This is a genomic window from Enterobacter cloacae complex sp. P12RS, assembly GCF_014895875.1.
In the GTDB taxonomy this organism is placed as follows: domain Bacteria; phylum Pseudomonadota; class Gammaproteobacteria; order Enterobacterales; family Enterobacteriaceae; genus Enterobacter; species Enterobacter bugandensis.
This window is the reverse complement of the sequence record NZ_JADBQO010000015.1, coordinates 41,136-54,369: the sequence shown is the minus strand read 5'-3', so window position 1 is coordinate 54,369 and position 13,234 is coordinate 41,136. Positions and strand designations below refer to the sequence as shown.

At 55.5% G+C, this 13,234-nt stretch carries 17 protein-coding genes; 5 read left to right on the top strand and 12 right to left on the bottom strand.

What is annotated here, in order from left to right:
- Position 1: 1 nt before the first annotated feature.
- Together IM284_RS10860 and IM284_RS10855 are read right to left on the bottom strand one after the other, a co-directional pair.
- Positions 2-274, bottom strand: a complete 273-nt coding sequence (locus tag IM284_RS10860; protein WP_041908914.1) for a PTS sugar transporter subunit IIB — start codon at positions 272-274, stop codon at positions 2-4.
- An 80-nt stretch (positions 275-354) separates the two neighbouring features.
- Complete coding sequence (locus IM284_RS10855; protein WP_047367993.1) at positions 355-798, bottom strand: PTS sugar transporter subunit IIA; 444 nt, start codon at positions 796-798, stop codon at positions 355-357.
- Between the two features lie 232 nt (positions 799-1,030).
- Here IM284_RS10855 and IM284_RS10850 point away from each other — a divergent pair, with 232 nt between their 5' ends.
- Complete coding sequence (locus IM284_RS10850) at positions 1,031-2,050, top strand: LacI family DNA-binding transcriptional regulator (RefSeq protein WP_041908911.1); 1,020 nt, start codon at positions 1,031-1,033, stop codon at positions 2,048-2,050.
- A 3-nt stretch (positions 2,051-2,053) separates the two neighbouring features.
- Here IM284_RS10850 and yfcD read toward each other — a convergent pair whose 3' ends face one another.
- Genes yfcD through yfcF form a run of 3 tightly spaced genes read right to left on the bottom strand, consistent with a single transcriptional unit; the run spans position 2,054 to position 3,927 of the window.
- Positions 2,054-2,620, bottom strand: coding sequence for an NUDIX hydrolase YfcD (yfcD, locus tag IM284_RS10845; protein WP_006811396.1), 567 nt, complete (start codon positions 2,618-2,620; stop codon positions 2,054-2,056).
- Between the two features lie 55 nt (positions 2,621-2,675).
- Complete coding sequence (yfcE, locus tag IM284_RS10840) at positions 2,676-3,227, bottom strand: phosphodiesterase (protein ID WP_028013947.1); 552 nt, start codon at positions 3,225-3,227, stop codon at positions 2,676-2,678.
- 55 nt (positions 3,228-3,282) lie between these two features.
- The gene (gene yfcF, locus IM284_RS10835) at positions 3,283-3,927 is read right to left on the bottom strand and encodes a glutathione transferase (protein WP_047367994.1); all 645 of its coding nucleotides are present in this window, start codon (positions 3,925-3,927) and stop codon (positions 3,283-3,285) included.
- A gap of 140 nt (positions 3,928-4,067) precedes the next feature.
- Between yfcF and yfcG the strand changes: the two genes are divergently transcribed.
- From yfcG to IM284_RS10815, 4 genes are all read left to right on the top strand, one after another.
- Positions 4,068-4,697: a GSH-dependent disulfide bond oxidoreductase gene (yfcG, locus tag IM284_RS10830; RefSeq protein WP_028013949.1), complete on the top strand. Its 630-nt coding sequence runs from the start codon at positions 4,068-4,070 to the stop codon at positions 4,695-4,697.
- A 75-nt stretch (positions 4,698-4,772) separates the two neighbouring features.
- Entirely contained in the window at positions 4,773-5,141 is a 369-nt protein-coding gene (gene folX / locus IM284_RS10825) for a dihydroneopterin triphosphate 2'-epimerase (RefSeq protein WP_028013950.1), read from the top strand.
- A 13-nt stretch (positions 5,142-5,154) separates the two neighbouring features.
- Positions 5,155-6,048: a TIGR01777 family oxidoreductase gene (locus IM284_RS10820; RefSeq protein ID WP_047367995.1), complete on the top strand. Its 894-nt coding sequence runs from the start codon at positions 5,155-5,157 to the stop codon at positions 6,046-6,048.
- Between the two features lie 44 nt (positions 6,049-6,092).
- Positions 6,093-6,602, top strand: a complete 510-nt coding sequence (locus IM284_RS10815) for a GNAT family N-acetyltransferase (RefSeq protein WP_047367996.1) — start codon at positions 6,093-6,095, stop codon at positions 6,600-6,602.
- 99 nt (positions 6,603-6,701) lie between these two features.
- Here the strand turns inward: IM284_RS10815 and hisP are convergent, their stop codons facing one another.
- The 7 genes from hisP to purF form a co-directional block, all read right to left on the bottom strand.
- Positions 6,702-7,475, bottom strand: a complete 774-nt coding sequence (gene hisP / locus IM284_RS10810) for a histidine ABC transporter ATP-binding protein HisP (protein WP_010433274.1) — start codon at positions 7,473-7,475, stop codon at positions 6,702-6,704.
- An 8-nt stretch (positions 7,476-7,483) separates the two neighbouring features.
- Positions 7,484-8,200 (bottom strand): ABC transporter permease, encoded by a 717-nt coding sequence (locus IM284_RS10805; protein ID WP_028013953.1) that lies wholly within the window; start codon positions 8,198-8,200, stop codon positions 7,484-7,486.
- On the bottom strand, positions 8,197-8,883 hold the full coding sequence (locus IM284_RS10800) for a histidine ABC transporter permease HisQ (RefSeq protein WP_028013954.1): 687 nt from the start codon (positions 8,881-8,883) through the stop codon (positions 8,197-8,199). Before IM284_RS10800 ends, IM284_RS10805 begins: the two co-directional genes overlap by 4 nt.
- Positions 8,884-8,970: 87 nt before the next feature.
- On the bottom strand, positions 8,971-9,753 hold the full coding sequence (gene hisJ, locus IM284_RS10795) for a histidine ABC transporter substrate-binding protein HisJ (protein ID WP_047367997.1): 783 nt from the start codon (positions 9,751-9,753) through the stop codon (positions 8,971-8,973).
- Between the two features lie 213 nt (positions 9,754-9,966).
- Complete coding sequence (gene argT / locus IM284_RS10790) at positions 9,967-10,749, bottom strand: lysine/arginine/ornithine ABC transporter substrate-binding protein ArgT (RefSeq protein ID WP_028013956.1); 783 nt, start codon at positions 10,747-10,749, stop codon at positions 9,967-9,969.
- 290 nt (positions 10,750-11,039) lie between these two features.
- A complete protein-coding gene (locus IM284_RS10785) occupies positions 11,040-11,609 on the bottom strand; it encodes a UbiX family flavin prenyltransferase (RefSeq protein WP_047367998.1) in 570 nt (189 codons plus the stop codon).
- A gap of 88 nt (positions 11,610-11,697) precedes the next feature.
- Positions 11,698-13,215 carry an amidophosphoribosyltransferase gene (purF, locus tag IM284_RS10780; protein WP_014884664.1) on the bottom strand — a complete coding sequence of 506 codons (1,518 nt, stop codon included), beginning with the start codon at positions 13,213-13,215 and terminating at the stop codon, positions 11,698-11,700.
- Positions 13,216-13,234: the final 19 nt, after the last annotated feature.

The window sequence follows — 13,234 nt, the reverse complement described above, 5'->3', positions numbered from 1 at the left end:
GTTATTGTCTGTCGAACCAGGCGCGCAGCTGCGCTTCGAGTTCGTTGATATCAATGATGTTGTTGATCACCACCAGCTGGCTTTCCGGCACGCTGGCGCTGGCCGCAATGTCTTTCGCCATCACGAACAGGTCCGCCGCGCCCGGCGTGGCGGAGGAGAGATCGGAGTGTTCAACCTCGGCCTCAATGTCCAGCTTTTTAAGCACTTTTTTAATGTTCATTTCGACCATAAAACTGCTGCCCAGGCCAGAACCGCAAATAGCCATGATTTTCATTGTTGTCCCCTTATTTTGAGTAGAGCACGCCCCATCACGCTGGCGCGTAATGTTGTGAATAATCGGATTAAAAAATTAAATCAGAAGCGGTCAATAATGGTTTTAATGTCCTCCAGGGTATTCGCCTGATGTAATTTCTCCATATCTTCGTCGCTGGAAAATAATTCAGCGAGCGCGGATATCATTTCGATATGGCTATGTTTATCCGGTGCCGCAAGCATAATAATCAGATCGACAGGGTCAAACTCTCCGGCACCAAAAGAGACGCCCTGTTTTAGTTTTAGTAATGACAAGCCCAGTCCTTTGGCGCCTTCCTCCGGCCGCGCATGCGGCATGGCTAGCCCTGGTGCCAGCACATAATAGGGTCCTAACGTATGGTGCTGCTGAATGATTGCCGTCACGTACTCCGGTGCAATCACCTGCAGATCCAGCAGCGGTTTCGCGCATATCTCCAGCGCCTGTGGCCAGCTTTCCACGCTATCCTGCAGCGTGATGGTTGTATCATATATCCACTTTTTGAGCATTTTCCCTCCCGCCAAACGCTAAAGATGGGCAAACTTTATTCAACCCATCAATCATTGACTGCGATCGCGATCACAAAGATAGCGCTACCAATTACCAACATGCAGAAATGTGATAGCGCTATCAAAATGTAATCATGGTGTGAAATCACAGCAAAAAAAGGGATTTAAGGCGTATACTGCCTGTCACCTGAAATGAAGGAAAAAAGAACGCGTCTGGTCAGCAGGAAGGTGTATGTCTTTAACCCGAAAACGGCGCAGTACCGGAAAAGTCACGCTCGCTGATGTCGCGCAGCTTGCCGGAGTCGGCACGATGACCGTCTCCCGTGCGCTCCGCACGCCCGAACAGGTTTCCGATAAACTGCGTGAAAAAATTGAAGCTGCGGTGCAGGAGCTGGGTTATATGCCCAATCTCGCCGCCAGCGCACTGGCATCCGCGTCCTCATGGACGATTGCGATGGTTGTTCCCAACCTTTCCGAAGCCGGTTGCTCTGAAATGTTTGCGGGCCTACAGCAGGTGCTGCAGCCCGCCGGATACCAGATCATGCTGGCAGAGTCCCAGCATCGGCTTGAGCAGGAAGAGAAGCTGCTTGAGACCCTGCTGGCGTCAAATATCGCCGCCGCGATTTTGCTCAGCGTCGAGCACACCGACACTGTTCGCCACTGGCTGAAAAACGCCTCGATTCCGGTAATGGAGATGGGTGCGATGCGCGCCGATCCGATCGATATGAATATCGGGATCGATAACGTGGCGGCCATGTACGAGCTGACGGAAATGGTGATTAGGCGCGGCTACCAGAATATCGGCCTGCTGTGCGCCAACCAGGAGCAGTGGATTTTCCAGCAGCATTTGCAGGGCTGGTACAAGGCGATGCTGCGCCATCATCTGTCGCCAAACCGGGTGATTAACGCGGCGATGCCGCCGAGCTTCTCGACTGGCGCGGCACAGCTGCCAGAGTTCTTGCTGGCGTGGCCGGAGCTGGATGCGCTGGTGTGCGTATCAGACGAGCTGGCCTGCGGCGCGCTGTATGAGTGTCAGCGTCGACGCATTAAAGTGCCGGACGATCTGGCTGTCGTGGGCTTTGGCGATAGCGATGTGAGCCGCGTCTGCCAGCCGCCGCTGACGACGATGGCGGTACCGCATCGAAAGATTGGGATTGAGGCAGGTAAAGCGCTACTGGAACGTCTGAATGACGGAGACTGGCGCGACCAAAAACCCATCGCGTCCAGCCTGTGCCTGCGGGAAAGCTGTTAAGGCTTACTCAGCCTCTTCCTCTTTTTCCGCTTTGTTTTCCGGCTTAGCGGATTCGTTTTTGGCGTTGCGGGTCATCCACAGCGCCAGCGCTTTTAACGAATCCGGCGTGAACTCGTCGCAGCGGGCGGTAATCTCTTCCGGCGTCATCCAGCAGACTTCGCTCACTTCCTCTTCCTGCAGGGCGAAAGGCCCATGGGAAACGCAGCTAAACAGTCCACCCCAGACGCGGCAATGTTCGTCTTCGAAATAGAACTGCCCGTGCTCGGCAAACGGCACCCCGGCGATACCTAACTCTTCTTCCGCTTCACGGCGTGCGGAATCCAGCAGCACTTCATCGGCCTGCACGACGCCGCCTGCGGTGGCATCAAGCATGCCCGGAAGAAAATCTTTGGTGTCCGTGCGGCGCTGGACCAGAATCTTGCCCATGCCGTCATGCACAACGATGTACGTTGCACGGTGACGCAGTCGCTCTGCACGCATTTGTTCGCGGCTCGCCTGCGCGATCACTTCATTTTCTTCGCTGACAATGTCAACCCATTCAGTACTTGCCAAATGATTCTGCTCCACCATCGGGAAACCTTCTCGTCTAAGCGCTCTTTCGGCGCGTTTGCAGTTGTGGTGTAACTTACGGATTAATCGCTACCTGCGCAATAACTTGCTGATCATTAAGTGCGATAACGCTCAGGGTATTTCCATCGAGCAGGCCATAGCTCGCAGGATATCCGCCTTTCGGGATGCTGACCGACCCCGGATTAAAGTGATAAATCTCACCGCGTTTTTCAGCCACCGGAATATGAGTATGGCCGTAAACCAGGACATCGCCAGCCGCGAGCGCCGGGAGATTATCCGGGCCGAAAAGGTGTCCGTGGGTAAGAAACAGGCGGCTGTTTTCCAGCAGAACCTGTTGCCATGGCGCGGTAAGGGGAAAATGCAGCAGCATCTGGTCGACTTCGCTGTCGCAATTACCGCGAACGGCGATAATGCGCGAGGCAAACGGGTTAAGCTTTTCCGCCACCTGCGCCGGGGCATAGCCTTCCGGCAGCGCATTACGCGGACCATGATTTAACACATCCCCCAGAATCACCAGCCATTGGGCCCCGCTTTGCGAAAACAGAGAAAGCACTCGCTCGGTCGCGGGCAGCGATCCATGGATATCTGACGCAAACATCAGTTTCATCCGTCACTCCCTGGTAAAAAAACTCCCCTTATCATACCTGAAGCGTCAGGGCTTATCAGCCCGCGCGCTTAGCGGAGAGTGCCACATAGCGCTGTACGGAGGCTCGCTGCCACTGGAACGCCGCATAGTCCACCAGCAGTTGAGGGACCTCATCGCCGTTGAGGATCAAACGGTTCAGCATCAGCGCCAGATCGGTATCGGCAATACACCATTCACCGAACAGGTTCGGGTTGCCGTGAGCGAGCAGCGAGGCTGCAGTTTCAATCAGCTTTTGCGCGCTGTCGACGCCTTCTGCGCTGAGCGCTGGCTTTTTCACACCGGCAAACACGACATCCGTGGAGCGCTCGACGCGAATCGGCACCAGGTCGCTACGCAGCCACGCCTGGATCTGCCGGGCGCGGGCGCGCTTTTGCAGATCGTGAGGATAGATGCGCTCCCACTCCGGCGGCGCAAAACGATCTTCCAGATATTCATCGATCGCCGAGGATTCGCTCAGTGCAAAACCATCCAGTTCCAGCACCGGCACGCGTCGCGTCAGGTCGTAACCCTGCCACTGGGGTTTGAGGTGTTCACCACCGTCGAGATCGACGGTCTTCAGTGTAAAAGAGAGCCCCTTTTCGGCCAGCGCGACGTAAACGCTCATAACATAGGGAGAAAAGAAATTTGCATCGGACCACAACGTAATTACGGGCTGGTTCATAACATCCTCATCGGCTGATCGGTTTTTACTCAACATATAATCTCTTTGCTTCGCTGTCACTTGATGAAAACTCACGATTTACAACAAGCACCTATACTCATTTGTCATGGCACCACTATTCGCATGGACAGGAGTTGAGAATGATTGACCTTTATTACGCCCCTACCCCAAACGGCCACAAGATCACCCTCTTTCTCGAAGAAGCCGAACTGGATTACAGAATCATCCGCGTGGATATCAGCAAAGGCGAACAGTTCAACCCTGTGTTTTTGGCTATTTCGCCCAACAATAAAATTCCGGCCATTATTGATAGCCAGCCGGCGGACGGAGGCAGGCCGTTAAGCCTGTTTGAATCCGGTGAAATTTTGCTTTATCTGGCAGAGAAAACCGGCAAGCTGCTGAGCGGTGAACTGCGCGAGCGTCACCACACTCTGCAGTGGCTTTTCTGGCAGTCAAGCGGCTTTGGGCCGATGCTGGGGCAGAACCACCACTTCACCGCCTTCGCGCCGCAGACCATTCCTTACGCCATTGAGCGATATCAGGTTGAAACCCAGCGTCTTTACGGCGTTCTGAACCAGCGGCTGGAGAAAACGCCGTGGCTCGGGGGCGACCATTACAGCATTGCAGATATCGCCTGCTGGCCGTGGGTAAATACGCATGATAAACACCGGATTGACTTAGCGTCTTACCCGGCGGTGAACAACTGGTTTGAGCGTATCCGGACCCGCCCGGCCACCGAACGCGCAATGCAAAAAATCCAGCAGGTTTAATCACCTATGAGGCTGGGTGGCTGAGAGGCACTCATGTATTATGGGCGGGAAATACTGACACGGAGAAGACCTGCAATGTCACAGCCAGACGCTATTATTCGTATAAAAAATTTACGCTTGCGCACGTTCATTGGTATCAAAGAGGAAGAGATTGCCAACCGTCAGGATATTGTCATTAATGTGGTGATTCACTACCCGGCAGACAAAGCGCGGGCCAGTGAAGACATCAATGACGCGCTGAACTATCGCACGATAACCAAAAACATCATCCAGTACGTGGAAAACAACCGCTTCTCGCTGCTGGAGAAATTAACTCAGGATGTGCTCGATATCGCACGCGATCATCACTGGGTCACTTATGCTGAAGTAGAGATCGATAAACTTCACGCCCTGCGCTATGCCGACTCCGTCTCCATGACGTTAAGCTGGCGACGCCAGGCGTAAACCTGGAGGTTGTATGAAGATTCTGCTGACCGGCGGTACAGGCCTGATTGGGCGCCATCTCATTGCGCGTTTGCAGGCGCTGCATCACGACATTACCGTAGTGACCCGCAGCCCGGAGAAAGCGCGCCAGGTGCTGGGCGCGGGAGTCGATATCTGGAAAGGGCTGGCCGATCGGCAGAATCTGGACGGCTTCGACGCCGTCATCAACCTTGCGGGCGAACCCATCGCCGATAAGCGCTGGACCGAAGAGCAGAAACAGCGGTTGTGCAGCAGCCGCTGGAACATCACCGAGAAGCTGGTTGAGCTGATTCGCAACAGCCAGACCCCGCCGTCGGTGCTGATTTCAGGCTCTGCGACGGGCTATTACGGCGATCTCGGCGAAGTGGTGGTGACCGAGGAAGAGCCGCCCCACAACGAGTTCACCCATAAACTCTGCGCCCAGTGGGAGCGTATCGCCTGCGCGGCGCAAAGCGATAATACCCGCGTCTGCCTGCTGCGTACCGGCGTGGTGCTTGCGCCGAAAGGCGGCATTCTGGGTAAAATGCTTCCGCCCTTCAGGCTGGGGCTCGGCGGGCCGATCGGCAACGGGCGACAGTACCTGGCCTGGATCCATATCGACGATATGGTGAACGGCATTATCTGGCTGCTGGATAACGATCTGCGCGGGCCGTTTAACATGGTTGCGCCGTATCCGGTGCGAAATGAACAGTTTGCCCACGCGCTGGGGCATGCCCTGCATCGCCCGGCGATATTACGCGTGCCTGCGACGGCAATTCGCCTGTTGATGGGCGAAGCGTCCGTGCTGGTGCTGGGCGGTCAGCGCGCGCTGCCAAAACGGCTGGAAGCGGCGGGGTTTGCGTTTCGCTGGTATGACTTAGAAGAGGCGCTGGGGGATGTGGTACGCTGAATATGTTACAGTGATACGCCATGTTCCGATGAAATGGCGTAACAATGGCAACCATCACCACTCCCCGGCTTCATCTCACCCCTTTCGAACCCTCTGACTGGGCCTTCTTCCGCTCGCTGCGCGAAAACCGCGACATCATGCGCTATATGGCCGCGATTGCGCCTGAGAAAGAGACCCGACGCGTGTTTGCCGCACGCCTGATGGCGGAGCATGTCTTCGTGATCCGCTTTCTGAATGAAGATACGCCACTCGGCGATATCGGCCTGCAAATCAGCCCTGAGAATCGTGAAGAGGCGGACATTGGCTACACGGTTGTGCCTGCCGCGCAGGGAAAAGGCATCGCCAGCGAGGCGCTGCGCGCGGTATGTGACTACGCGTTTAACCAGACCGGCGTGAAGGCGATTAACGCGTACGTGCTGGCAGACAACGGCGGGTCTGTGCGGGTGCTTGAGAAAGCCGGGTTTGTGCGCACGCAGGTGCTTGAAAAGGCGTATGAGATTGACGGCGTGCGGTATGACGACTGGGTGTATCGCCTGGAGTGTGGTGCGGCCTGAATGCCGTGCGGCACTGCGTTTGCCCGGCCTGGGGTTTTGTAGGCCCGGTAAGCGAAGCGTCACCGGGCGATTGGGCTGCACTGCGGGCTGATGCCCTCTTTATTTCAGAGATCCTTTAAGGAACTGCTGCAAACGCGGGCTCTGCGGGTTTGCCAGCACCTCGTCAGGGTGCCCCTGCTCTTCAATTTTCCCCTGATGCAGGAAAATCACGTGGTTCGAGACGTTACGGGCGAAGCCCATCTCGTGCGTCACCACCACCATCGTTTTGCCCTCTTCGGCCAGCTTCTGCATGATGCGCAGCACTTCGCCGACGAGTTCCGGGTCCAGCGCGGAGGTCGGTTCGTCGAACAGCAGCACTTCAGGCTCCATCGCCAGCGCGCGGGCGATGGAGACACGCTGCTGCTGGCCGCCGGAAAGGTGTACCGGATACTTCATCTGCTGGCGCTCGTCGATACCCACTTTCGCCAGGTATTTCACCGCGCGTTCCCGGGCTTCCTGCTTGCTTAAGCCGAGCACCTGAACCGGCGCTTCCATCACGTTCTCCAGCACCGTCATGTGGCTCCAGAGGTTGAAATGCTGGAACACCATCGTCAGGCGCGTACGCAGCAGGCGCAGCTGATGCTTATCCGCCACCTTCAGCTGGCCGTCTTTGTCACGCACCAGGTTGATGTTCTGCCCGCTCACCACAATCGAGCCTTCGCTCGGCTTTTCGAGGAAGTTAATGCAGCGCAGGAAGGTACTTTTACCCGAGCCGGATGAACCGATGATACTGATCACGTCGCCCGCGTTAGCCTGCAGCGACACCCCTTTCAGCACTTCATGTTCGCCGTAGCGTTTGTGCAAATCAATAACGTTTAATTTGTTCTCAGCCATCATCTTTCTCAGTGCGTCGAAGAAGGTTTTATATGCTGCAACCAGCGTTTTTCAGCCTTACGGAACAGGCTAATCAGAACATAAGAGATAATTAAATAGAGCACCGCCGCAATGCCAAACGCGGTAAAAGGCTGATAGGTCGCGGAGTTGATATCGCGCGCGATTTTGAGCAGGTCCGGCACCGTGGCGGTAAAGGCGAGCGCGGTGGAGTGCAGCATCAAAATCACTTCGTTGCTGTAGGCCGGTAGCGCAATGCGCAGCGCCGACGGCAGAATAATGCAGCGGTAAAGCTTCACCGACGAGAAGCCGTACGCGCGCGCCGCCTCGATCTCACCGTGCGGCACGGAACGAATGGCCCCGGCGAAAATCTCGGTGGTATAGGCGCAGGTGTTGAGCGTTAGCGCCAGCACCGTACAATTCAGGCCACTGCGGAAGAACGCATTCAGCATTTCCGTGCCTTTTACGATCTCCAGCGTATACATCCCCGAATAGAACACCAGCAGCTGCACGTACAGCGGCGTGCCGCGAAACACATAGGTAAACAGCCAAATCGGGAACTGAATAAATTTATTGTTCGACACGCGACCGATGGCGAGAAACACCGCCAGAATGCCACCCATCACCACGGAAGAAATCAGCAGCCAGAGCGTGATCGCCACGCCGGTAAAGCGGTAGCCATCCGTCCACAGCAGGGATTTCCAGTATTCCTGAATAATCTCAATCACAGGTCAGCCCTCTTCACACCCACGGAGTAGCGACGCTCGAGCAGAAGCAGCACACCATTGGAGACGGTCGTAAAGACCAGATAGATCGCGCCGCAGACCACCGCAAAGTAGAATGGCTCCCAGGTGCTCTTGCCCGCCAGCTGAGTCGCTTTCACGACGTCTTCCAGACCGAGCAGCGAGACCAGCGCCGTCGCTTTGAGGATAACCTGCCAGTTATTACCGATGCCCGGCAGCGCATAGCGCATCATGGCCGGGAACATAATCCGGCGAAACGTTTGTGAAGAGGTAAAACCAAATGCGGTTGCCGCTTCAATGTGTCCTCTGGGAACCGCCATATAAGCGCCACGGAAGGTTTCCGTGAAGTAGGCACCGTAGATAAAACCGAGGGTGATAATACCGGCCACCATCGGGTCGATATCAATTTGTCCCATGCCCATCGCATCCGTCACGCTGTTCAGGGCAATCTGCAGGCCGTAAAAAATAAGCAGCATCAGCACCAGATCGGGTACGCCGCGAATGAGCGTGGTATAGCCTTCGAAAATGAGCGCCAGCGGTTTGTTAGCCGAAAGCTTCGCCCCTGCGCCCGCCAGACCTATCAGCACCGCCAGCACCACGGAGCTGATAGCCAGCTCAAGGGTGACAAGCGCGCCCTGTAAAATAACGCCAGAAAATCCGTACAGCATACCGCGAGCCCTGTCGTATCGTGAGTGGTAAACCGTGTCTTATCCCCTCCCCCAGCGGGAGGGGCCGCACGTTATTTGACGGAGCGATTAGCCGCCGTATACATTGAAATCGAAGTACTTTTTCGCCAGCTTGTCGTAGGTGCCGTCAGCGCGCATTTCAGCAAACGCTTTGTTCAGCGCCTCACGCAGTTCGTTGTCTTCCTTACGCAGGCCCATACCGGTGCCCACGCCAAAGAGCTTCTCATCCTTAATGGACGGACCGCCGAACTTGTAATCTTTGCCTACCGGCTGCTTCAGGAAACCTTCGCTTGCCGCGACTTCATCCTGGAATGCCGCATCAATACGGCCTGCCGTCAGGTCTGCGTAAATATTTTCCTGGCCCTGATAGGAGACGATTTCGATCCCCTTCGGCGCCCAGTGTTCGTTACCGTAAGTTTCCTGCGTGGTGCCCTGCAGCACGCCCACGCGTTTCCCCTTCAGCGACTCGAGGGTCGGTTGAATGTCAGAAGACTTAGCCACTACCAGACGTGAATCGGCCGCATAGAGCTTGTCGGTGAAGGCAATCTCCTGCTGACGTTTCTCGGTGATGGAAAGCGAGGACATAATCACGTCTATTTTTTTTGCTTTCAGTGAAGGGATCAGCGCATCCAGCGGGTTCTCTACATAAGTACACTGTGCTTTGATGCGTTTGCACAGCTCATTGGCCAGATCGATGTCAAAACCCACCAGTTCACCCTTTGAATTCTTCGATTCAAACGGCGCGTAGGTGGGATCGGTGCCAATACGAATTTTCTGCGGAATGGCTGCGAAGGCCGCGGTGGCGCTGGAAAAGGCCAGTACCAGAGATAATGACAACACGAGTTTTTTCATATTTGTCCTCAACAAACTGTCTTCATACGTTTTTTTTACGACGACGGGGTGGGGTTAATGTGCCATTAATCCACGCTGTCAGGCAAAGAATAATGCCTTTCAGACGGGAATTTTTGCATTATAAATGCTTAAGTATGCACGTAGTGACCCAATATGGTGCACAAATTGCACCACATTGAATCATCCACACCCGCGACGCACCACGCTGGTGCGTTAGTCACCGTAGACGTTGAAGTCGAAGTATTTCTTCGCCAGTTTGTCGTAGGTACCGTCTTTGCGCAGCTCCGTGAATGCTTTGTCAAAGGCGGCTTTCAGCTCTTTATCGTCCTTACGCAGGCCGATGCCGGTGCCGTCACCAAAGTATTTTTTGTCTTTCACGGACGGGCCCGCAAAGGCGTAATCTTTACCGGCCGGCTGCTTCAGGAAGCCTTCGCTCGCCGCGACTTCATCCTGGAACGCGGCATCCAGACGGCCTGCCGCCAGGTCAGAGTAGATCAGATCCTGGTTCTGGTAAGCCACCACGTCGACGCCCTTCTCGCGCCAGTTGGCATTCGCGTAACCTTCCTGGGTCGAGCCCTGGAGCACGCCCACATGCTTGCCTTTCAGCGAGTCGATGGTCGGCTGGATCGGGGAACCTTTCGCGGCAATCAGACGCGAATCCGCAGCGTAGAGCTTGTCAGAGAAGGCAATCTCCTGCTGGCGTTTTTCGGTGATGGAGAGAGAAGAGATAATGGCGTCGATTTTCTTTGCCTTCAGCGACGGGATTAACGCGTCGAAGTCGCTGCCCACCCATGTGCATTTCACTTCCATACGTTTGCACATTTCATTTCCCAGATCGATATCAAACCCCACGAAATCGCCTTTCGCATCCTTGGAAGAGAATGGCGCGTAGGTTGCGTCTGTACCGATACGAACCGTCTGTGGAAGCGCTGCGTAGCTACCTGCCGCCGCACTTAGCCCCACCAGCAAAGACAGAGCCAGAACCGTCTTCTTCATACATTTACCCTCAAGTACCGTGATTTTATTATGTATTGTGTTGTGTGTTGTGTTGCAGGCTTCTCTTGCAGGTCTTATGCCACATTGCCGTCTGGTCAAAACTTCGACGTTAAATATGTTAATAAAACGTTGCGATATTGCCTTAATGGTGAAAGATAGCAGGTCTGCCGAACGAACCGGAAAGAGAAAAAGGGAAAAAGCGAATTAAATGTCGAGGATATGATCGCCGTTGCATAATTGCCCTGAAACAGGGCAACGTCTTTTTTCATGCACAGCATTTGTGCACAGAATCAGGCTCCCTGCCAGCGGGTGAAGAGGTCTTCGGGCAGGTCGATGTCAAACTGATCCAGCACGCGATTGACGGTCTGATTAATCACATCGTCCAGCGACTGCGGCCGGTGATAGAACGCCGGCACCGGCGGCATGATCACCGCGCCCAGCTCGGCGGCCTGGGTCATGAGGCGCAGATGGCCCAGGTGCAGCGGCGTTTCCCGCACGCAGAGCACCAGCGGGCGGCGCTCCTTCAGCACCACGTCCGCCGCGCGCGTTACCAGCGTGTCGGTATAGCTGTTCACAATCCCGGAGAGCGTTTTGATTGAACAGGGCAGGATCACCATACCGGCGGTTTTAAACGAGCCTGAGGAGATGCTGGCGGCGATATCGCGGGCATCGTGAACCACGTCCGCCATCGCCTGGACATCGCGCAGGGAGAGATCCGTTTCAAGGGAGAGGGTTTGCCGCGCCGCCTGGCTCATCACCAGATGCATTTCCACTTCTGCCACGTTACGCAAAACCTGTAGCAGGCGTACGCCGTAAATCGCGCCGCTGGCACCGCTGATGCCTATTATGAGTCGTTTCATGATTTCGCCCTTGCTGAATTCTGGGCTGACTGTGCAGGATTTTGCGGGGAGTTGCAAGTGAGGGCGAGCGCCCTCACCTGCGGAGAGATTAACCTTCGTTGTGCATCTCTAAGCTTTCGAGATCGTTTTGCAGCTGAACGGCTTTCGCATCGTCGTTGCGCAGCGAATCAAGGTAGTCGAGGTACTGCTGGTCAACGTCTTTCGTCACGTAGACGCCATTGAACACGGAGCATTCGAACTGCTGAATCTCCGGATTCTCGGCGCGCACCGCGTCGATGAGATCGTTCAGATCCTGGAAAATAAGGCCGTCGGCACCGATAATCTGGCGAATCTCATCCACTTCACGGCCGTGAGCAATCAGCTCGTTGGCGGTTGGCATATCAATGCCGTACACGTTCGGGAAGCGAATCTCCGGCGCGGCAGACGCCAGGTAGACTTTCTTCGCACCCGCTTCGCGCGCCATCTCGATAATCTGCTCAGAGGTGGTGCCGCGAACGATGGAGTCATCCACCAGCAGAACGTTCTTGTCGCGGAATTCCGCGCGGTTGGCGTTCAGCTTGCGGCGCACGGACTTACGGCGCAGGTGCTGGCCCGGCATGATAAACGTGCGGCCAACGTAGCGGTTCTTCACGAAGCCCTGACGGTACGGCTTGTCCAGAATGCGGGCGATCTCCAGGGCGATATCGCAGGAGGTTTCCGGGATAGGAATCACCACGTCGATGTCGAGATCGTCCCACTCGCGGGCAATCTTCTCGCCAAGCTTCGTGCCCATATTGACGCGCGCGCTGTAGACGGAGATCTTGTCGATGAACGAATCCGGACGGGCAAAATAGACGTATTCAAACAGGCACGGGTTGCTGACCGGGTTGTCGGCACACTGACGGGTGAACAGCTGGCCCTTCTCGGTGATATACACCGCTTCGCCCGGCGCAACGTCGCGCAGGAATTCGAAGCCCAGGGTATCCAGCGCCACGCTCTCAGAGGCAACCATATATTCGGTACGGCCATCGCCGAGGTCGCGCTTGCCCAGCACCAGCGGACGAATGCCGTTTGGATCGCGGAAGGCGACCATGCCGTGACCGATGATCATCGCCACGCAGGCGTACGCACCGCGGATCTGGCGGTTGGTCGCGGCAATGGCAGCGAAGATATTGTCTGCTTCCAGCGGGTAGTGACGGAAGTTATCCAGCTCGCTGGCGAACACATTGAGCAGGATTTCTGAATCAGAGGTGGTGTTAATGTGGCGACGTTTCTCTTCGAACAGCTTCTTACGCAGCTCATGAGCGTTGGTCAGGTTGCCGTTATGGGCAAGCGTGATGCCATACGGTGAGTTGACGTAGAAAGGCTGTGCCTCAGAGGCGCTGGAACTGCCAGCAGTAGGATAACGAACGTGACCGATCCCCATATTACCTTGCAGACGCTGCATATGGCGGGCTTCAAACACATCGTTTACCAGGCCATTGGCCTTACGTAAACGGAAGCAGTTGTTTGCATCAATGGTGATGATACCCGCAGCATCCTGCCCACGGTGCTGAAGCACCGTTAACGCGTCATAAATCGACTGGTTTACCGGCATGAAACCGGCGATACCGACAATACCGCACATTCGTCTTTTCCTCGTTAAG